15 protein-coding genes, 1 tRNA gene and 1 pseudogene are annotated in these 20,991 nt (G+C 65.7%); 3 read left to right on the forward strand and 14 right to left on the reverse strand.

All coding sequences use genetic code 11. From position 1 onward, the window contains the following. Positions 1 to 222: 222 nt before the first annotated feature. The 4 genes from VDP74_RS07135 to VDP74_RS07150 all read right to left on the reverse strand — a co-directional run bounded on the left by VDP74_RS07135 (position 223) and on the right by VDP74_RS07150 (position 3,486). Positions 223 to 299, reverse strand: a tRNA-Val gene (locus tag VDP74_RS07135). Positions 300 to 392: 93 nt separating this feature from the next. Then, positions 393 to 1,163 carry a spermidine synthase gene (locus VDP74_RS07140; protein ID WP_322998941.1) on the reverse strand — a complete coding sequence of 257 codons (771 nt, stop codon included), beginning with the start codon at positions 1,161 to 1,163 and terminating at the stop codon, positions 393 to 395. Between the two features lie 61 nt (positions 1,164 to 1,224). Then, complete coding sequence (gene bktB, locus VDP74_RS07145; protein WP_322998942.1) at positions 1,225 to 2,406, reverse strand: beta-ketothiolase BktB; 1,182 nt, start codon at positions 2,404 to 2,406, stop codon at positions 1,225 to 1,227. A 111-nt stretch (positions 2,407 to 2,517) separates the two neighbouring features. Beyond that, positions 2,518 to 3,486 (reverse strand): chemotaxis protein, encoded by a 969-nt coding sequence (locus VDP74_RS07150; RefSeq protein WP_322998943.1) that lies wholly within the window; start codon positions 3,484 to 3,486, stop codon positions 2,518 to 2,520. A 173-nt stretch (positions 3,487 to 3,659) separates the two neighbouring features. Between VDP74_RS07150 and VDP74_RS07155 the strand changes: the two genes are divergently transcribed. The 3 genes from VDP74_RS07155 (at position 3,660) to VDP74_RS07165 (ending at position 6,373) form a co-directional block, all read left to right on the forward strand. Continuing rightward, positions 3,660 to 4,394, forward strand: a complete 735-nt coding sequence (locus VDP74_RS07155; protein ID WP_322998944.1) for an ABC transporter substrate-binding protein — start codon at positions 3,660 to 3,662, stop codon at positions 4,392 to 4,394. 378 nt (positions 4,395 to 4,772) lie between these two features. Further along, positions 4,773 to 4,940 (forward strand): hypothetical protein, encoded by a 168-nt coding sequence (locus VDP74_RS07160; RefSeq protein ID WP_322998945.1) that lies wholly within the window; start codon positions 4,773 to 4,775, stop codon positions 4,938 to 4,940. Beyond that, positions 4,937 to 6,373: a hypothetical protein gene (locus VDP74_RS07165; RefSeq protein ID WP_322998946.1), complete on the forward strand. Its 1,437-nt coding sequence runs from the start codon at positions 4,937 to 4,939 to the stop codon at positions 6,371 to 6,373. The genes VDP74_RS07160 and VDP74_RS07165 overlap by 4 nt, the downstream gene beginning before the upstream one ends. Positions 6,374 to 6,385: 12 nt before the next feature. On the opposite strand, the gene VDP74_RS07170 is transcribed toward VDP74_RS07165, so the two are convergent. The 10 genes and pseudogenes from VDP74_RS07170 to recB all read right to left on the reverse strand — a co-directional run bounded on the left by VDP74_RS07170 (position 6,386) and on the right by recB (position 20,987). Beyond that, a complete protein-coding gene (locus VDP74_RS07170) occupies positions 6,386 to 6,985 on the reverse strand; it encodes a YigZ family protein (RefSeq protein ID WP_322998947.1) in 600 nt (199 codons plus the stop codon). Beyond that, a complete protein-coding gene (locus VDP74_RS07175) occupies positions 6,986 to 8,587 on the reverse strand; it encodes an ABC-F family ATPase (RefSeq protein WP_322998948.1) in 1,602 nt (533 codons plus the stop codon). It lies immediately after the preceding gene. A gap of 111 nt (positions 8,588 to 8,698) precedes the next feature. Beyond that, positions 8,699 to 9,529, reverse strand: a complete 831-nt coding sequence (locus VDP74_RS07180; RefSeq protein ID WP_322998949.1) for a hypothetical protein — start codon at positions 9,527 to 9,529, stop codon at positions 8,699 to 8,701. Positions 9,530 to 9,588: 59 nt separating this feature from the next. Next, positions 9,589 to 10,629 (reverse strand): LD-carboxypeptidase, encoded by a 1,041-nt coding sequence (locus VDP74_RS07185; protein WP_322999014.1) that lies wholly within the window; start codon positions 10,627 to 10,629, stop codon positions 9,589 to 9,591. 90 nt (positions 10,630 to 10,719) lie between these two features. Then, positions 10,720 to 11,265: pseudogene (gene tadA / locus VDP74_RS07190) on the reverse strand (tRNA adenosine(34) deaminase TadA); the annotation flags it as partial. Continuing rightward, positions 11,258 to 12,106, reverse strand: coding sequence for an HAD family hydrolase (locus tag VDP74_RS07195; protein WP_322998950.1), 849 nt, complete (start codon positions 12,104 to 12,106; stop codon positions 11,258 to 11,260). The gene VDP74_RS07195 and the pseudogene tadA, both read right to left, overlap by 8 nt. 3 nt (positions 12,107 to 12,109) lie before the next feature. Further along, positions 12,110 to 13,603 (reverse strand): NAD(P)H-hydrate dehydratase, encoded by a 1,494-nt coding sequence (locus tag VDP74_RS07200; RefSeq protein ID WP_322998951.1) that lies wholly within the window; start codon positions 13,601 to 13,603, stop codon positions 12,110 to 12,112. Next, positions 13,600 to 15,246, reverse strand: a complete 1,647-nt coding sequence (locus VDP74_RS07205; RefSeq protein WP_322998952.1) for an acyl-CoA synthetase — start codon at positions 15,244 to 15,246, stop codon at positions 13,600 to 13,602. The genes VDP74_RS07200 and VDP74_RS07205 overlap by 4 nt, the downstream gene beginning before the upstream one ends. A gap of 73 nt (positions 15,247 to 15,319) precedes the next feature. Next, positions 15,320 to 17,308 (reverse strand): exodeoxyribonuclease V subunit alpha, encoded by a 1,989-nt coding sequence (recD, locus tag VDP74_RS07210; protein WP_322998953.1) that lies wholly within the window; start codon positions 17,306 to 17,308, stop codon positions 15,320 to 15,322. Beyond that, positions 17,295 to 20,987 carry an exodeoxyribonuclease V subunit beta gene (gene recB / locus VDP74_RS07215; RefSeq protein ID WP_322998954.1) on the reverse strand — a complete coding sequence of 1,231 codons (3,693 nt, stop codon included), beginning with the start codon at positions 20,985 to 20,987 and terminating at the stop codon, positions 17,295 to 17,297. The genes recD and recB overlap by 14 nt, the downstream gene beginning before the upstream one ends. Positions 20,988 to 20,991 lie beyond the last annotated feature (4 nt).

Genomic DNA, 20,991 nt, shown 5'->3' on the forward strand with positions numbered 1-20,991 from the left:
TGTCCTGAAAATACAAAACGCGGCCTGCGCCGCGTCGGTAAAAGTCGATATTGCCATGCAGGAAGGATATGAAGCAAGTTTAGCAACGGGGCCCGCAACAATCAATTTCACAGGGTCTCGGGAGCGGGATCGCAGCGTCCTGCGGACCCCGCCAGCCGATTATTGTTGCATACAAGACAAAAACCGCTGTCACCCGGGGGCGACAACGGCTTTTTTGAATTCTGGTAGGCAGTACTGGATTCGAACCAGCGACCTCTACGATGTCAACGTAGCGCTCTAACCAACTGAGCTAACCGCCTGAAGAAAGAACGTGATTGTATGGGTGATTCAGCAGGCTGTCAAATCAGGCCAGCAGACCGGAAACCAACGTCCCGCGCCCTTTCACGCACTGTCTACATCAACGCCAGCAAAGACCGCGCCCAGCGCTGAGCAGGCAGGCCGGTGCGGGACTCGACCCGCGCAGCCCGATCCAGCAAATCGGCGGCCGAGCCGTCCAGCGCGTGCCCCTTGAAGGCCAGCGCCACGGTGTTGCCTTCGTCGATTTCGGGCAGGCACAGCACCCGGCCGTTGAAGGCATCGCGAATACGCTGCAGGTTGCGGCCGAAACTGTCGTGCTCGCCAAAGAGATTGACGGCCATGACGCCGGGTTCATCCAGGATGCGGTAGCAATCCCGGTAAAACGACACCTCGTCGCAGACCGGCCCCTGGGCCTGGCTGTCATACAGATCCACCATCAGGGCGCGATAGCGCCCTGCCCGATGGGGTTCTGCCGCCCAGTCGCGGGCATCGGCATGATCAATGACGGACCGCTCGCTGCCCGGCAGGCGGAAATACGCCCGGCATATGGCAGTGACAGCCGGGTTGCGCTCGACCGTGTCCACCTGGGATCGCGTATGGCGCAAGGTGAAGCGCAGCAGCGACCCGGCCCCCAGGCCCAGGATGCCCAAGCGGTCGCGCTCGCCCGGCTGCACGAACAGCAGCCAGGCCATCATCTGCTGGGTATAGGCCAGCACCAGTTCCGACGGGCGGGCCACTCGCATGGCGCCCTGGATCCATTCGGAATTGAAATGAAGATACCGGATGCCGTCCTGCTCGGACAGGGTGGGCAGGTCCGCATCGATGGCGGCCTGCCGCGCAGCCGCTTGGCTGTGGCTTCGAGACATGAAAGAGATTCCTGCGGCCGGCAGCGCCCATCGGGGCGCCGCCGGTGGATGACACCCTGATTTACAGGCGTTCAAAAATGGCGGCGATCCCCTGCCCGCCGCCGATGCACATCGTGACCAGGGCGTGACGGCCCTGGATGCGCTGCAGTTCGTGCAAGGCCTTGACGGTGATGAGCGCCCCAGTGGCGCCGATCGGGTGGCCCAGGCTGATGCCGCTGCCGTTGGGGTTGACCTTGGCCGGATCGAAACCCAGTTCGCGGGACACCGCGCAGGCCTGCGCCGCAAAGGCTTCGTTGGCCTCGATCACATCGATCTGATCCAGTGTCAGGCCCGCGCGCTGCAGCGCCTGGCGCGTGGCCGGCACCGGACCAATCCCCATGTACTGGGGGTCCACACCGGCATGGCCATAGGACACCAATCGCGCCATGGGCTTCAGACCCCGGGCCTGTGCAGCGCTGGCCGTCATCAGCAGCACGGCAGCGGCGCCGTCGTTCAGCCCCGAAGCATTGCCGGCCGTGACCGTGCCGTTTTCCTTGGCAAAGACGGGCTTGAGTTTGTTGAAGCTGTCCGGAGTGGCGTCGAAGCGCACATGCTCGTCCTGATCGAAGACGACTTCGCCCTTGCGGGTCTTGTGTGTGACGGGCACGATCTGGGACTTGAAATAGCCCTGCTCGATGGCATGGGCGGCCCGGCGGTGCGATTCCAGGGCCAGGGCGTCCTGGTCCTCGCGGCTGATGCCGTATTTCTGCGCAACGTTCTCGGCAGTCACGCCCATATGATATTTTTCAAACGGACACGACAAGGCGCCCGTCATCATGTCCACCAGGCGGGAATCCCCCATGCGCGAGCCCCAGCGCTGGCCGACCGCGACGTAAGGCGCGCGGCTCATGCTTTCGGCACCCGCGCCGATGGCGACTTCGGCATCGCCCAGCATCAGGACCTGAGCAGCCGACACGATGGCCTGCAGGCCGGACCCGCACAGCCGGTTGACATTGAAAGCCGGTGTTGCCTGCGGGATGCCGGCATTGATGGTGGCGACCCGCGACAGATACATGTCGCGCGGTTCCGTGTTGATGACATGGCCGAACACCACGTGGCCGACATCGGCAGGCGCCACACCGGCGCGCTCCAGGACCTGGCCCACCACCAGCGTTCCCAGTTCACAAGGCGCGATGTCCTTGAGGCCTCCACCGAAATCCCCGACCGCCGTGCGGCACGCTTGTACGACTACGATATCCTGCATGATGATGTCTCCGTGAGCAGTGCTGCACCGCAGCAAATGAGAATATGGTAGCGCATCGGCAGCCTCAGCGGGTAGAGGCGGACCGGAATTCTCCGGCCCGGAACACACAGCTTATTTCAACCGGGACAGCGCCTTGCGCAGGGCGTCGGCCAGTTCCTCGGCCGAGAACTTCGCCACATAGCCGTCAGCGCCGACGCTGCGCACGTGGTCCTCGTTGGCCGAACCCGACAAGGATGAATGGATCACCACCGGCAGCACCCGCAGGCGGGTGTCCTGCTTGATGTTGCGCGTCAGGGTGAAGCCGTCCATCTCGGGCATTTCCAGGTCGGTCAGCATCAGGCTGACCTTGTCCAGGATGGTCTTGCCCTCGGCCTCGGCGGCGGCCTTGAGCACGTTCAGGCGGTCCCAGGCCTCGCGCCCGGATTTCACCATTTCATACGGCACGCCCATGGCCTTGAGCGCCTGTTCCAGCAGGGAACGGGCGACGAAGGAATCGTCGGCGACCAGGACGACGGCCCCGGGTTTCAGGCTGATCTTTTCGCCCACGTCTTTCTGGTCGACCTGATGGCGGTCCTTTTCGGGTGTGACCATCTGCAAGATGGCCTCGACGTCCAGCACCTGAGCCAGGCGAGTATTGTCGGCGGTGTCGTCCAGCCGCGCCATGCTGCTGACCAGGCTTTGCGAAGTGCCGCTGGATTCGGCCGAGATCACCTGATTCCAGTCCAGACGCACGATGTCGTCCACGGATTCGACGGTGAAGGCCTGCGTGGTGCGGCCGAACTCAGTGACCAGCATCAAGGACGGCGCGGCAGGCAGTTTGCAACCCACGATGGCCGGCAGATCGAAGACAGGGATGACCTGGTCGCGCAGCTGCACCACCCCCAGGGAATACTTGGGCGCCCCCGCCACGGCGGTGACCGTGGGCATGGTGACGATTTCACGCACCTTCAGCACGTTGATGCCGTAGAGTTCCGATTGACCGGATTCGTTGTTGGCACCCAGGCGGAAAAGCAGGAGTTCAAACCGGTTGGTACCGGCCAGGTTGGCGCGGTCATCCACGACGTTCTGGGTGGGGCTCATGGGAACCTCTTCCTATCAATAGGCTGAAAAGGCAAGTGTAAAGGAAAGTTGCGCCGGTCAATCGGGGCAATACCCCAGGTCCCCACAGCCTATTCGGGGCCAAGCGCGCAGGGCTTGTCCAGGCCTGCACCTATCCCTTACAGTTTCAGGATACCGAGCAGGACACACGCACCATGAACACATTCGACATCGACACGCAGGCGCTGGCGCCCACCGGAACCTTGCGGGCTGCCATCAACATCGGCAACCCCATTCTTGCAGGGCTGGATCCCGCCACCGGACAAGCCCGGGGCGTTTCCGTCGACCTTGCGCAGCGGCTGGCCGGGCTGCTGGGGCTGGACCTGCGCCTGGTGACCTACGACACGGCGGGCAAATCCGTGGAAGGAGTCACCCGGGATGAAGCCGACTTCGGCTTTTTTGCCATCGACCCGAAACGCGGCGAGCAGATCGCCTTCACGACCCCGTACGTGCTGATCGAAGGCAGCTACCTGGTGCGCCAGGATTCCCCGCTGACGGACAACGCACAAGTCGACCAGGCGGGGCGCACCGTGGTGGTCGGGCGGGCCAGCGCCTACGACCTGTTCCTGTCGCGCGACCTGAAACACGCCAGCATCGTGCGCGCACCGACCTCGCCCGCAGTGGTCAGCACATTTCTGGAAATGGGCGCGGACGTCGCGGCGGGCGTGCGCCAGCAACTGGAAATGGGCGCCCTGGAATTCGGGGGCCTGCGCCTGCTGGACGGCCACTTCATGCTCATCCGCCAGGCCCTGGGAATATCGCGCAGCCGCGACCCAGGCCTGGCCGAAGGGCTGACACGCTTCGTGGAAGACGCCAAGGCCTCGGGCTTCGTGGCCCACGCCCTGGCCCGACACGGCATCCAGGGCGCAGAGGTCGCGCCGACTGAGTAAAAACGCTTGACAGCTTTTTCTCAATCCTTCATTTTATATAGATTGATCGGGGCGTTCCTTGGGGCGCCCCCGATTCCTGCTTTGATCAGCGCGCATCCAGATCGCCGGGCGAATATGTCCGAGCAGCCTGGAACGGGGGCAATCCCCATCGATGCAGTCGTTGCTGCGATTGCCGGTGCCCACGCGGGTGCCATGCGCTGATCCCGGGATCACCTGATCCCGTCGGACCGGGCCGGCACCATGCCAGCCTGGCGCTTTCCGCACATGCCGGAAAGCCGCGTCCGGTATCAACATCCGGTGTATCGAATGCACCCACGGGGCAAAGGCCGCGACGGCTCGTGCCCGTTGGATGCTTTCGTCCCGACAGAAGGAGATTCTATGCAAAACGCCGACTCGACCCTCGACACCCAACTGGCGCAGCGGCTGAAACTTGCCAGTCAGCGCCAGAACATGGGCGAAGATCTCCGGCGCCAGGACTATGCCTGGTTGCTGGCTGTGACCGTCCTCGCGCCCGCCCTGATGATGGTCGCGGGGTGGTATCTATGATTGGCACGGACACGCCGACCTTCTCCGGCAAAGTGGGACAGGACGCGTGGCCCGCCCTGCCCCACGAACGCAACTGGGGCGTCATGGCCCTGTTCGGCAATGCCGCCGCCACCGGGGTGGCCACCTGGGTCTACATCATCGGCGGGTTCGTGTCCTTTTATCTGTCGGCCGGACCAGGCATTCTGGTGATTCTGGCCGGCGGCCTGGCCGGCATGCTGCTGATTGCCCTGGCGCTGCTACCGGTCACCGGCCGCCACGGCGTGGACTCGGCCACCAGCACGATCCCACAACTGGGGACACGCGGCTCCTACTACGCTGTCTTCCTGATGTTCATCACCATGGCAGGCTGGAACTGCCTGCTGCTGATCTTCCTGGGCCGCGCCGTAGCGGAAATTGTGATTTCCCTGGGGTGGATGGACCCCGGTGCCCGCGATACGCTGGTGATCGGCTTCTCGCTGCTGGGTGCCCTCGCCGTCTGGTTCCTGCTATGGCGCGGTCCCAGCGCGCTGCAAAGCGCCGGACCAGTCATTTCCATCACGGTGGTCATCCTGGGCCTGTACATCCTGTACCTGTTGGTCGAGCACGTCGGCTGGACGCATCTGCTGCAGGCCTCGCCGTCCGAGCCCTCGCCTGACCGCGCCTGGAACTACGCCACTGGCTTTGAAGTGCTGGTCGTGGCGAGCATCGGCTGGTGGCCCTACGTGGGCGGCCTGGTGCGCCTGGTTCCCAGCGCCCGCAAGGCGCTGTGGCCGACAGTGGCAGGCCTGGGCCTGCCACTGTCGGTGATCTCCATTGTCGGTTTCTTTTCCGGCCTGGCCTTTCCTCGATCGGGTGGCGACCCCACGGCATTCCTGATCAACCTGGGCGGCTATTGGGGCGGCATCACGGCGCTGCTGTTCATCGTGCTGGCCAATGTCGGCACCGTACTGGTGGGCGCCTATGTCAGTTCCGTCGGACTGAAGCGCATCCCCTGGGTGCAGCAACGCTGCGGCTGGCGGACGACAACAGGGTTGTCACTGGCGCCAGTCTTTGCCATCGTCATCCTGATGCCCAATTTGTTCTTCGACAATTTCGGCACCTTCCTGGCCTTCGTGGGCGTCTCGTTCGCTCCTCTGTGCGGTATCCAGATCGCGGATTACTACGGCCTGCGGCGCCAACGCGGCGGCGTGGACGTCAAGGCAATGTTCCTGACCGGACCCGGCACGAAATACCACTTTTGGGGCGGCATCAATCCGGCCGGATTCCTGGGAATCGCAGCAGGATTCGCCGCCTACCTGTATCTGCTGAACCCGCTGACCTATCAGTCGCACTTTCCCTATCAGTACGTGTCGGCGAGCTTCCCCTCCGCATTGGTGGCTGCGGTCGTCTACCTGCTGGTCACCCGTTGGCTGGTGCTGCCCTCCGGGCGCGGCGGATACCAGCACCAAAGCTAGCAGGAGCAGGCCCTAGGGCGCTTCCTCGCCCTGGACCTGCCAGGTGCCCTGCCCCCGGGTCAGATCCACGTACAGGGATTCCAGGGCCGGCGCCTCGGCCTTGGGCACGCTCAGGTCCCAGACGACACCATCGGCACCGAACTGCGCCGCCTCGATCCGCGATCCGGCGGCCAGCAGCCGGGCCTGAATGCGATCTATCTCGGCATACGGGCAACTGCAGCGCACACGACATTCTTCCCGGATCAGAATCTTTTCAGCCGTCCGCAGACATTCGGCGGCCGTGCCGCCGTAGGCGCGCGCCAGGCCGCCGGTGCCAAGTTTGATGCCGCCGAACCAGCGGATGAGCAGCACGGCCACCCGGTCGCAATCCTGGGACTGGATGGCCTGCAGGATGGGCCGGCCCGCTGTGCCGCCGGGCTCGCCATCGTCGCTGAAGCGGTATTGGCCTCCCAACTGCCAGGCCCAGCAGTTGTGCGTGGCCTGGGGGTCACGATGCGCATCCAGAAAGGTTTGGGCCGCCTGGGGTGAATCGATGGGCGCGGCCAGCGCCAGGAAGCGGCTTTTGCGGATGTCCGCCTCATGGCGGACCAGGCCGGCCAGCGTATGCGGCAATCAGGCCTCGATACCCTGCGAGGCCAGATATTCCTCGTAGGTGCCGGGATAGTCGTTCAAACGGCCGTCGGGCAGGATCTCGATCACGCGGGTCGCCACGCCGGACACGAACTGCCGGTCGTGCGACACGAACACCAGCGTGCCTTGGTACTGTTCCAGCGCGTACTGCAGCGATTCGATGGATTCCATGTCCAGGTGGTTGGTGGGCTCGTCCATCAGCATGACGTTGTGCCGGCCCAGCATCAGGCGGCCGAAGCTCATGCGGTTTTTCTCGCCCCCGGACAGCACCCGTACGGCCTTGGTGATCTCGTCGCCCGAAAACAGCAGGCGCCCCAGCACGGACCGGATGGACTGATCCTCGTCACCGGCCTGGCGGTAGTCGGTCATCCAGTCGAACAGGTCGCGATCGGAATCGAACTGATCAGAGACGTCCTGCGCCATATAGCCGATGTCGGCATTTTCCGACCAGCGGACATGGCCGTCATCAGGCGCCAGGTTGCTCGCCAGCAGGCGCAGCAGCGTGGTCTTCCCCACCCCGTTGGCGCCAATGATGGCGACTTTCTGGCCGGCCTCGATCATGGTGCTCAGGCCCTGGATGATGGGCCGGTCGTAGGCCTTTGACAGGTCTTCGATATGGGCGGCCTGGCGGTGCAGGACCTTATTGACCTCGAAGCGGATGTAGGGGTTCTGGCGCGAGGACGGCTTGACCTGCACGGTCTCGGACTTGATGCGGTCGATCTGCTTCAGGCGCGACGTGGCCTGACGGGACTTGGATTTGTTGGCTGCGAAGCGGCGCACGAAATCCTGCAGCTCGCTGACGCGTTCTTTCGCCCGGGCGTTGGCGGCCACCTGGCGCTCGCGAGCCTGGGTCGATGCCAGCATGTAGTCGTCGTAGTTGCCCGGATAGACGCGCAGTTCACCGTAATCCAGGTCGGCCATGTGGGTGCAGACTTCGTTCAGGAAGTGGCGGTCGTGGCTGATGATGATCATGGTGCTGTCGTAGCCGTTCAGCACATTTTCCAACCAGCGTATGGTATTGATGTCCAGGTTGTTGGTGGGTTCGTCCAGCAGCAGCACGTCGGGGTTGGAGAACAGCGCCTGAGCCAGCAGCACCCGCAGCTTCCAGCCCGGTGCGATCTCGCGCATGGGCAGCTCGTGCTGCTCAACCGGGATTTCCAGACCCAGCAACAGTTCGCCGGCGCGCGATTCGGCCGTGTAGCCGTCGTACTCGGCGAATTTTCCTTCCAGTTCGGCGGCCCGCATGTAGTCGTCTTCGCTGGCGTCCGGGTTGGCGTAGATGGCATCGCGGTCAGTCATGGCCTGCCACATTTCCACGTGTCCCATCATCACTACGTCCAGCACCCGCACATCTTCGAAGGCAAACTGGTCCTGGCGCAATTTCCCCAGGCGCACACCCGGGTCCAGCGCCACATTGCCGGAAGACGGTTCCAGGTCGCCGCCGATGATCTTCATCAGGGTGGACTTGCCCGAGCCGTTGGCGCCGATCAGGCCGTAGCGGTTGCCGTCGCCGAACTTGACGCTGACGTTCTCGAACAAAGGTTTGGCGCCGAACTGGATAGTGAGATTATTGGTGGAGATCACGGTGGGTGGCTTGGAAAATAAGGGTCAAAACAACCTGGCATTCTAACAGCGGGCCGACGACAGGTCCTCTGCCGTCGAGCAAATCGGTGCGCGCGCCCGTTCCAACCCCGCCTACGCGCGGCCGCTGCGGATCGGCCGGGGTTCGCCGGCAAAGACCATCGATCGGCATTGCAGATGGATCATCTCCAGGCCGTCCATCAGAAAGAAATCGGCCTCCCAGGGGTTCTTGAGCACGAAGGCTGTCCGGACCTGCTCGTACAAGGGCAGCGACGCCGGCACCTGGCAGGCCTGCATTTCCAGAATGGTGTAGTTCCAGTCGATCGCCTGTTCGAAGGTGAACTTGGCGCGCTCGTCAATGATGAAAAAACAATGCGGATTCCGGTCCAGCTGATGCTGCTTGAAGGTGCCTGGCACGGAAACCAGAAACACGTCATCAGCCTCGGTATTCAAAAAGGCCAGGACGGTCGTGTGGGGCTGATCGACCGCCAACGTAGTCAGAATACCGACCTTGTTGTGGTGCTCTTTTTCCTGAACGGGCCCCAGATGCCGCAGGGGCGTGATGGGCAGATCGGATTCCGTTCGGTCATCCGCAGGAAAGTCATAGCCCGGCTCGCGAAACTGCTCGACGACCCGCAGACCATGAACCAGCATGAATTCAACGGGCTGCAACGTCACCCAGCTTTCGTCAATTCCCAGCACCCGGCCTTTGTAGGAGGTGCGATACACGCGCAATTCGGCATCCAGCTCATCCACCCCGGTGCGATTATCCAGATGCAGGGTGACCAGCGACCCGACCGCCAGCGCATGACCTTTGGGGATGAACACCCGCAGTTCATTGTTCGCACGCGGATACACCACGCCCACATGATGCACGATGCCCTGATGCTGGTAGGACGCCAGCACGCCCAGCAGCTGTTCGCCCAGGTAGTCTTTCAACGCCATGTCTCAACCCTCTCGGTACGCTCTGGAATATGTGACGATTCTACAAGCCCCGGCGGCGATCAGTGTTCGTGTTCCTGCAGCACCAGATGCGCCATGCCGTCTTCCGTGGCCATGCCCACGCGCGCGCCGATCGGCAGCGTGGCCTTGACCTTGACGTGGCCAAACGGCAGGCCGGTGACGACCGGGATCTTGACGGTCTTGCGCAACCAGGCGACCACCGACGGCAGATCGTAGCCATTGTCGTGCGGCGCCAGGCGATAGTCGGTGAAATGCCCCAGGACGATGGCGCGTTGTTTTTGCAGCACGCCGGCATGCCACAGCTGCGTCAGCATGCGTTCGACACGGAACGGATGTTCGGCGATGTCTTCCAGGAACAGGATGCCGCCCTGGACGTCCGGCAGGTACGGGGTCCCCACCAGGGACGCCACCATGGCCAGGTTGCCGCCCCACAGGATACCCCGCGCATCCACAGGATCCGCATCCGGGGATTCGAAGCTGAGGATCTCCAGTTCGCCGGACAGGGTTTCCTGGAACAGCGCCTGGGTCAGGTCGTCCACTTTCTTGCCGCCAAAGTCAAACAGGGCGGTGGGGCCGGCCAGGCTGACCGCGCCGGTTTGCGCCAGCAGGGCCAGGTTGAAGACCGTGAAGTCGCTCTGGCCGATAAAGGTCTTGCCGCTGTCGGCTACGGCCCGCCAGTCGATAAAGGGCAGCAGACGGCTGAGCCCGTAGCCGCCACGCGTAGCCATGACCACCGGGTGCTTCTGCTTCAGGGCGCGCTGAATGCCGGCCAGGCGCTGTTTGTCCGTGCCCGCGAACCGTTCGTGCACGGCGCGCGCGGTGCGATCGACCGTGACGCGATAGCCCATGGCCTTCAGGCGCTGGACCGACAGATCCAGCACGGCGGGATCGGGGACGGCGCCCGAAGGGGAAATCAGATAGATGCCCGAGGGCGCTTCATGGTGGTGGTGATGGGCGTCGTCGTCGGGGCAGGCCCAGTGCGTGTGCGTGGCGTGATGGGTGCTCTCGTCTTCCGGGCGCGACGCACGCTGCGGGGCCTGGCTGTGTTCAGAGGGTGCCAATGCGGAAGAGGCTTTTTTCATGGTCGATGAGCTGGAATGAATGGAAGCGGTTGACGAGAATGCGGGGTCTGCATGAGCGGCGGCACCGGCCGCTGCGCGGCCCTGGCGGGCATCGCGCGCGGCCTGGCGCCGCGTACGGAAAAACGCGCGCAACAGTTCGCCACAGGTGTCGGCGCACAGGCCGCCACGCACCGTGGCGTGGTGATTCAGGCGGGCCTGCCGGGTCAGGTCCACCACCCCGCCGCAGGCGCCGGTCTTGGGGTCGGCCGCACCATAGACGATATCCGCCAGCCGGGCGTGGAACATGGCGCCCAGGCACATGGCGCAGGGTTCCAGCGTCACGAACAGCCGCGCGCCGCCGAGGCGGTAATTATCCAGGCGGCGGGCAGCGGCGCGCAAGGCGACGATCTCGGCATGCGCCGTGGGGTCGCGATCCAGGATGGTGCGGTTGTGGCCCGCAGCCAGCAGGCGGCCATCCTCGTCCAGCACGACGGCGCCGACCGGAACCTCGCCCAGGCCTGCCGCCTGCCGGGCCTGGTCCAGCGCCAGGGCCATGGCGGCGGCATCGTCCAGCACCGGCCCGTCTGCGTGGGACCCGGCGCCTGCGGCCACGTCGGTCTGTGGCGAACCCTGCCCGGATCGAGGACGACTAGCCACGATAGGTTCGCGCCTTGAGCACGATCTTGGACGCCAGGCTTTCGACGGCGGCTTCCAGCCACTGATAGAGTTCGGCGTCTTCGCCAAACCGCGCCTGGTTCAGATTGGACACCCGCCCGTCTTCGATGAAGCCCCAGGCCCGGCTGCGTTTTTCCTTGTGGCGCGGATCCCAGACGCCGAACGCCACCCCGCCTGATCGGCGGATCAGGGAAAAGCAGGGAATATCGGTATAACCGTCGCCCACGAAGATCATCTGATCGAAAGGCACGCGCAGCTTGTCCGCATCGACCTTGCGATTGACCTCGAAAGGTTTGTTGCGCGACTCCGGCCCGATCATGCCCTTCTGGATATGGAACAGGTAGCGGGTCTTGTCCGTGAAACTGACGATCCGGCGCGGGAAATCGATGGCGCCAGACTCGTCGTAATGGAATTCGGACGCCCAGATGTCGGCGAACTGGTCCGCAATCGGCGTGCTGCGCAACACGTCGCCGATACCGCTGGAAATCAGGTAGAACTCCAGCTGCACGGTGGGATGCGCCTGATGCAGGCGCGTGCGCAGGCGCTTGAACAATGTATTGACGCCCTCGTGCAGGGGCAATTGTCGTCCCCAGGCCTGCAGGCCTTCGCGGGTGATGCGGCTGCGGGGGCCGCTGCGGGACAATTCCAGCATGCGGTACAGATAGGCCGGCACCGGATCCCAGTCCTGCTCGTTCAGCAGGGGGTCAACCCGGTCGTGCCAGAAGGCGTCGACGTCCACCCCCAGGTGTTGCAGAAAACCGGAGGTGCTGTCCGGCGCCAGCGTGTCGTCGAAATCGAAAACCAGGGCAATCACGTCAGCCATTGTCTATTCCATCCGATGTTCGGCCAGTTGCGCCAGCGAGGCCAGCGCGCCCGGCAGGGCGCCGGGCAGATCTTCGGCCAATAACCCCCAACCCAGCCGGTCGGCGGCCAGACCGTGCAGCCAGACGGCGGCACAGGCGGCGTGCCAGGCCGGCATGCCGGCGGCCAGCAGGCCTGCAATGCAACCGGCCAGCACGTCCCCCGCACCGGCTGTGGCCAGCGTGGGCGGCGCATTGTCGTTGATGGCGCAGCGCCCGTCGGCTGCTGCGATCACGGTGTCCGCGCCCTTGAGCACCAGCACGGCGCCGCTGCGCTGCGCGGCTGCGCGCGTTCGCTGCAGTTTGTCGCCGGACAGCGAGAACAGACGGGCGAACTCGCCTTCATGCGGGGTCAGGACGCACCGGGGATGCAGGGCGTCGAGCAGCGTATCGGGCCGGTCGGCGAAGACGCTGAGCGCATCCGCATCCAGCACGCACGGCCGCTCGGTGGCCAGCATATCCAGCACCTGGTGCCCAGCCGCATCGGATCGACCCAGGCCCGGGCCGATCAGCAGCGCATTACGTCGAGGATCCGCCAGCGCCGGTTGCAGGTCCCCGTCTCCAGGCAGGGATTCGACCATCACGGAAGTCAGCGCCCCCGCCTGGACGGCCCAGGCCTCAGGCGGCACTGCCAGCGTCACCAGGCCGGCTCCGATGCGGCCAGCCGCCAGGCAGGCCAGACGGCTGGCCCCCAGCATGCGGGCGCCGCCGACCACCAGCACGTGTCCGCGCCGGTACTTGTGGTCGCCGGAACCCGGCCAGGGAAAGTGCGACAGCCACAGATCGGGCTCATTGGCCCAGACCTGTGCTGCAATCGGCCCCAGCACGGCGGGCGGGATGCCGATGTCGGTGCAGCGCAGTTCGCCGCAAAGCGCCCGGCCGGGCAGCAGCAGATGCCCCGGCTTGCGGCGAAAGAAGGTGACGGTAAGATCAGCCTGGACGACGGCCCCCGGGCACTGGCCGGTCGCGCCGTCCAGGCCAGTGGGCACATCGACCGCGCACACCGGCACGCCAGCCGCATTCACGGCCCGGATCAGTGCATCCAGCGCCGCATCGGGGGCGCGGCTGAAACCCGCGCCCAGGAGAGCATCGACGATCAGGCCGGACCCTGCCAGAGACGCCGGATCGGCGGATTCGACCGCCCCCGTCCAGCCTCGGGCTGCCCAGGCGGCATCGCCACGCAGGGCAGCGACATCACCCATCAGGGCAACCCGCACCGGCCACCCTGCTGCTCGCAGCCGTTGGGCGACGATGAAGCCATCGCCGCCATTGTTGCCGGGGCCGCACAGCACCAGCACCGACGTCGGTGCCCAGCGGCTCTGGATCGCCTGGGCGACGGCCTCGCCCGCCGCCGCCATCAGGCGCTGGCCGCTGATGCCCGCGTCCATGGCCGCCCGGTCGGCTGCCGCCATCTGAGCAGGGCTGAGCAGAACGCCGTCGTCGGCGCACCGGTCGTTCATACGGCCTTGAGCGCCCGCTGGCGCAGTTCGAATTTCTGGATCTTGCCGGTGGAAGTCTTGGGCAGTTCGCCGAAGATGACCAGGCGCGGCACCTTGTAGCCCGCCAGATGGGCCTTGCAATGCGCCACGATGTCTTCGGCGCTGACTTGCACATCGGCCTTGAGTTCGACGAAGGCGCAGGGCGTCTCCCCCCAGCGCTCGTCGGGCCGCGCCACGACAGCCGCAGCCAGCACGGCCGGGTGGCGGTACAGCACGTCCTCGACCTCGATCGAGGAGATGTTCTCGCCGCCCGAAATGATGATGTCCTTGGAGCGGTCCTTGATCTTGATGTAGCCGTCCGGGTCCATGACAGCCAGATCGCCGCTGTGGAACCAGCCGCCGGCAAATGCCTCCTGGGTGGCCTGGGGGTTCTTCAGATAACCCTTCATGCAGATGTTGCCCTGGAACATGATCTCACCCATGGTCTCGCCATCCGCCGCGACCGGCTGCAGCGTGACCGGATCCAGGACCCTGGCGGCCTTCTCCAGATGGTAGCGCACCCCTTGCCGGGCATTCAGGCGCGCCCGCTCGCCGATGTCGAGCGCATTCCAGTCCTCGCGCTTGGCGCAGACGGTCGCCGGCCCGTAGACTTCGGTCAGGCCATAGACGTGTGTCAGGTCGATGCCCAGGGATTCCATGCCCTCGATCATCGACGCCGGCGGCGCGGCGCCGGCCACCATGGCGCTGATGCCGGCGGGAATCCGTTCTCGCAGCGCCTGCGGGGCATTGACCAGCATGCTCTGCACGATGGGCGCGCCGCAATAGTGCGTGACGCCGTGTTCCACCATGCGGTCGATCATGGCTGCCGCCTCCACCCGCCGCAGGCAGACGTTGACCCCGGCGCGGGCGGCCACCGTCCAGGGGAAGCACCAGCCGTTGCAATGGAACATGGGCAACGTCCACAGATAGACGGCGTGCTTGGGCATGTCCCATTCCAGAATGTTCGACACGGCATTGATGGCCGCACCCCGATGGTGGTAGACGACGCCCTTGGGGTTGCCGGTCGTGCCGCTGGTGTAGTTCAGCGAAATCGCATCCCACTCGGATACCGGCATCCGCCAGGCATATTCAGGATTGCCCTCGGCCAGCAGGGCCTCGTAATCCAGGGATCCAATGGCCTGGCCCGGGCCGTCGTATTGCGGATCGTCGGCATCGATGACCAGGATGGGCTCGGTGCGTGTGCGCAGGGCCAGCGCCTGGCTCATGATGCGGGAAAATTCCCGGTCCACGATGACGGCGCGGGCTTCCGCATGATCCAGCATGAAGGCCAGCGTCTGAGCATCCAGACGAGTATTCAGGGTATTGAGGATCGCGCCGCTCATGGGAATGCCGAAATGGGCCTCGACCATGGCCGGCACGTTGGGCAGCATGACGGCCACCGTCTGACCGGGGCCGATGCCCCGGGCCTGCAGCGCGCCGGCCAGGCGGCGGCAGCGCCGATACAGATCGGCCCAGGTGCGCCGAATGGCCGAGTCGCCCAGACCGTGCACGACGGCCAGGCGATGCGGGTAGACGTCGGCAGCACGCTCCAGGTACAGCAGTGGCGTCAGAGGTGCGAAATTGGCGGAGGTCTGGGGCAAATCCTGATCGTATATCGAAACCATGAATGTCTCCTTCGGAGGTCACTGTCATTTTAACGGCCCGGCGCGGACGGATTCTCTGCGTCGGCGCAAACAATCAGGGATTCCAGACCCCGCCGGCGCGCCGAGTCGGGTGCTGCACGGCATGCCGGACGATGGACGCGCCCTGCGGCAACACCAGCGTCAGCGACCGGCGCGCGCGGGTCGCACCGGTATAGAGCAATTCACGCGTCACGAGCGGCCCTGGACGATCCGGCAAGACCAGCACGACCCGATCGAATTCGGAACCCTGAGATTTATGCACTGTCAGGGCGTAGGCGGTTTCCGTATCCGCCAGGCGGGCCGGAGAAACCCAGCGCACCGTGCCCTGTCGGGCGCCGGAAAAGGCCACCCGCAAGCGCCCCTCCGGCCTGCCGGGGGCTGGCACTGGCAGCACCAGGCCCATGTCCCCATTGGCCAGGCCCAGAGCGGGCAAATTGCGGCGCACCAGCACGGGTTGGCCCGGATACCAAAGGCCGTAAGCAGCAGAGATCAGGCCGGCGGACCGCAGGCGCGATTCGATCAGTTGATTCAGGCCCTGAACCCCCCAGGGCCCCTGCCGGACGGCGCACAGCACCTGGAAACGCGCCTGGATGCGCAGCAGGTCCAGCGCCCACTGGCCCCAGTCCGCCAGCGGCGCACCTGCGCCCGGCCGACAGGCCTGCAAATGGGCGAAGATCGCCGGATAGGCGGTCTCGGCCAGGACTCCGGCAGCGCGCAGCCAGCTGTCGGCTGCATCCCGGTCTGCAGGATCGCCGGCCGCCGCCACACCAGCCAGTGTCACGCAGTCCAGATCCGCCAGCCCCGCCTGCAGCAGCGCGTCTGCCTGGGCGGCCTGATTCCGGTTGACGGCCTCGGCAAAGCGTCCGATACCGCTGCCTGCACCGAAACGCATGCTGCGTCGCAGCATCACCACTGCCTGATCCAGAGGCGTGCCGGCCGGGTCCGGGCACTGCAGGACTCCCGCCTCTACCCCAGCCAGAGCAGGCTTGCCGGCCGCAGCCAGCAGATCCTGGCCGCACAGGGCTGCCAGTCGTTCGCAGGTGGCCTGTGTGTAGTGCCCGCTCTCGGCACGAGCGCAGAGTTCCCCCAGCACCGCGCCGGCCTCGACCGAGGCCAGCTGGTCTTTGTCCCCCAGCAGCACCAGTTGCGCAGCGGGCGGCAGAGCCGACAGCACGGCATCCGCCATCTCGATGTCCATCATCGAGGCTTCATCGATCACCAGCACGTCCAGGTCCAGGGGGTTGCCGGCATGATGGCTCATGCGCCGCGTGCCTGGCCGGCTGCCCAGCAGGCGATGCAGCGTCACGACCTGGGACGGCACGCAGCCCAGCGCGGCGCGCAGTTCCTGATCGCCATCCCTGCCCAGATCCTGCAGCTTGCCAGCGATGGATTCGTTGAGGCGGGCAGCGGCCTTGCCCGTGGGCGCAGCCAGACGGATGCGCAGCCCCTGCGCCAGGCCCCGAGCCTGGGCCAGGCCCTGGAGCACGGCCAGCAGACGGACCACGGTGGTGGTCTTGCCGGTGCCCGGCCCCCCGGTGATGATGCCAAAGCGCTGCCCCAGCATCACCGCGCAGGCCAGCTTCTGCCAATCCAACGCAGCGCCGGCAGCAGGCGGAAACAGGCGATCCAGCCATTGCCGCGCCAGCACGGGATCCGCCAGCGCGTCCGTGGCTGACCGCAGGCGCCCTTCGATCGCCTGCCGGATGCGCTCGCCGGCCCGCCAGTAGCGGGCCAGATACAGGCGGGAACCATGCAGCACCACCGGTTCATCGCCGCTGCCGTCGCCGACGAAGGAAGCAGCAGCAAGCTGAGCCAGACCAGCATCCAGTGCCAGGCCGTCCGGCTCGGCGCGCAGGTCCAGGCAGGGATGGCCCTGGGCCAGTTGAGCGCAACACCGCATGGCCAGGCGAACCGCCGCTTCGGGCGCGTCCGGACACTGCTCGACCAGCAGGCGGGCAAAGGCGACCTCCAGATCCTGGACGGCATCGGCCTGTCCATAGGACAGCCATGCCGGCCACGCGGGAGATTGTTTACTCGTGCTCATTGGTTTCCGACCCCGCGAACAGGGCATCCAGGGATTCAATCAATTCCTGCGGCGGGCACAGCGACAACAACCCCTGCCCCGGCGCATCCTGGCCGCGCAGGAACATGTAGACCGCCCCGCCCATATGACGCTGGTAGTCATAGTCGGGCAGGCGCGCACGCAATTGCCGGTGCAGGGCCAGCACGTACATCAGCATCTGCACATCGTAGCGGCTGGCCCGCATGGCCTGACGCAGGGCCGGAGCAGCATAATCGGCCAGACGCGGCCCCAGATGGTTGGACTTGTAGTCGATCAGGTAATAGCGGTCGCCAGACTGCAGCGTCAGGTCGATGAAACCCTTGAAAAGCCCGCCCAGGGTTTGCTCCGCCAGTGCCGGGCGCGGCGCCGCATCGAACGTGCCCACCGTGATCCGGCGGTCCAGTTCAGCCACTGCAAGCCGCTGCACAGGCAGCCAGAACTCCATTTCAGGCAGGCAGGCAGGCACGCTGTCCAGCCGGATGACCGGATCGCCCGGCAGTTGCGGGCGCCACTCGGTCTGCGCAAAGCGCGACAGCCAGGCATGCAGTTCATCGATATGCGCCTCCCAGCCGCGCACCGCGCAGCGGCGCGCGACCATGTCGCGCATGCCGTCCAGATGCCGGAAGCGCCGTTGCGCCGCCCATTCGAGCAGACCATGCAAAAAGGTACCGGCCTCGCTGCCTCGGGGGAAACCGGACAGGCCGGTCTGCGGCAGCATCGCGCCCGACACAGCATCATCCGCGCCAGCCGACGGTGCGCGCGGCAACACCGTCGCCGGTTGGCGCACGCCCTGCTCTTCCCGCAGCACGTCCTCGAGCGCCGTGTCAGGCGATGCATCCGGCCGTTCGGCGCCACGCGCGGACCGATCCGCCAATTGCAGCGAGGAATAGCTGGCGACCCACCAGGGCTCTCCCACAGCGAATCCGCTCAGGCGCCTGGCCGGCCCTAGATCTTCAGTACGCAACGCCTGCGGCCCGGCATCCAAGACCCTGTGCGCGGCATCATCCGCAGCCGGATCCCAGGCAAACTGGTCTGGATAATCCTGGCAGCGCCGATCCCAGGCTTGCCGCACATCGCCGCCCAGCACGTGCGCCATGCCGCTGTCGCGTCCTGTATCCCCCAGCGCCATCCAGACCGCATGCCGGGCGCGGGTCAGGGCCACATAGAGCTTGCGGGTCTCCTCACCCAGTTGTTCGCGCAGCACCTGCTGCACCTGTTCGGCATTGAGCTCCAGCAGCCATTGCCGCCGCCCTTCCCAGTGCAGGGCGTGCGGCCCGGCCTTCAGCTGCGCCGAACGGCCACGGCAGACAAAGGGCAGGAAGACCAGGGGATATTCCAGGCCCTTGGATTTGTGCACGGTCACGATACGCACCAGCGCCTCGTCGCTTTCCAGGCGCAGGCGGCGGGCACCTTCGGCATCGGCGTCGGCATCGAGGAATTCGCGCTGGCGCTGCAGGTAGTGCAGCAGCGCCTCTTCCCCGTCCAGCTGGACGCTGGCCTGCTGCAGCAATTCGGCCAGGTGCAGGCAGTCCGTCAGCTGGCGCTCGCCTTCCGCGCCTTGCGCCAACAGACGCGACGGGACGCCGAAATCCTGCAGCACCCAGCGCAGCATCGGCAGCACGCCGCGCTGCCGCCAGCGTCCGTGATAAGACTGGAAGCGTTCCACCTGCTCGTCCCAGGCCCACTCGTCTTCGACCAGCTTCGCCAACTGATATATTTCCAGCCCCAACAAGGAAGTGGCCAGGGCCGCGCGGATGGCCCGTTCATCGTCCGGATGCGCGCACGCGTTCAGGATGAAACCCAGTTCCAGGGCCGTCCCGGATTCATAAACGGACCGCCGATCGGACAGGTAGACGCTGCGCAAACCGAGTTCCGCCAAAGCGTCCCGAACCAGTCCGGCCTCATCGCGGCTGTTCACCAGAATGGCCATATCCGAGGGCTGGACGGCTTGCAGACCCTGCGCCGAACGGAAACCGGCGCGGCCTTCTCGCCCCATCTGCAAGCAGACGGCCACCTGCCGGGCGCAGGCTCGGGCCGCCTGATCGCAATAAACGCCAACCCCCAAAGGCCCCTCGCCTTCGGTCTCGATCCAGCAGGCCTGCAAGGCGGGCGGCAGGTGGCCGGATATCGTCCAGATCTCGTCCCTGCCCTGTGCCTGCACCGGATGAAAGGCGATGCTTTCCCCCGGCAGCCCCGTCGGGAACACAGGTTCGCCGTCCTGTCGGTCGAAGCAATGATTGACGGCCTGCACCAACGATCGCGCGGAGCGGTAGTTGCAATCCAGAGTCTGCACCCGGTCGCCGCAGGCCTGGGCCGCCCGCAGGTAGGTTTGCACGTCGGCGCCCCGAAAACTGTAGATGGCCTGCTTGGGATCGCCGATGAAGATCAGCGTCGTCTGGGGCTGCGGCGACGCCACGCAATAGATCCGGTCGAAGATCCGATACTGGACGGGATCCGTATCCTGGAACTCATCGATCAGCACCACAGGAAACTGCTGGCGCAGAGTGTGCGCCAGGGGATCGCCACGCGTGCCCTGCAAGGCGGCATCCAGGCCGGTCAGCAGGCCGTCGAAACCCATGGCTGCGCGACGGCTCAGCATCTGCCGCAGCCGATCGGCCATCCAGGCCAGCGCATGCCTGCGCGCCGGCAGTTGCAGGGCTGGCAGGCGCCGCAGATCCTGCTGCAGCCGCTGCAGGGCCAGGCTGGCGGCCGGAGGTTCCGGCGCGGGGCCATCCCCCTGCCAGCGGCCCAGCAGCCCCTCGGGCGAGAGCGCATCCCAGGCCGTCTTGCTGAGCGCAGGCTCGATCTGATCCGGTTGGGCGGCCCAGTCCCGCAGGCTCTGCAGCCAATTGCCGCGATCGTTGGGCCGGATCTTGATCTGCTTGCCTTGGGATTCCAGCCAGGCCAGGAAGGCATCTGCCTGCACGCCCCAGGGTTCCTTGAGCGCCTGCAAGGCGGCCATGCGGCCGGCCAGCGTCTCTGCGCAGACCTGCGCCAGGGTGCCGCCCTCAGGCGATGGCAGGCCCTCCTGTGTCAACAGATGGGCCAGCGCCTGATGCAGCGCGTCGGGCGTGGCCCAGACCGCCAGCACTTCAGCCAGCGCCCGGTCGTCCAGCGCGGCAACGCAGGCCCGCCAGTAATCCCAGGCGACCTGGCGCTTGAGCTCGTTCAGATCGGTCAGCAATTCCTGTTCGAACTGGCTGGCGCTGTCGAACGCGTGTTCCTGCAGTATCCGGGCACACCAGGCATGGATGGTGGAAATGGCGGCCTCGTCCATGGACTGGGCGGCCAGGTCCAGGGTCCGGGCGCAGGCGGACCACTGATCCTGCGGATACTCGGCCCGCAAAGCTTCCAGGAACGGATCGTCCAGCGGCGGCGCGTCGAGAGAATCGCCATCATTGGCAAAACCGGCGGCCGCCTCGGACAGGCGGCTGCGGATGCGGTCGCGCAGTTCCTGGGCGGCCGCATCAGTGAAGGTCAGGACCAGGATCTGCCCGGGCAGCCTGGCCGCCTGTCCGCCATGCCCCAGCACCAGCCGCACGTACAGCGCGGCAATCGTCCAGGTCTTGCCGGTGCCGGCGCTGGCCTCGATCAGATGGCTGCCCTGCAGCACGAAGCGCAGCGGATCCACCTGAGGCGGTTGACGGGGGATCGGAGCCATATCA

The sequence above is a fragment of the Castellaniella sp. genome (assembly GCF_034674885.1).
In the GTDB taxonomy this organism is placed as follows: Bacteria; Pseudomonadota; Gammaproteobacteria; order Burkholderiales; family Burkholderiaceae_B; genus Castellaniella.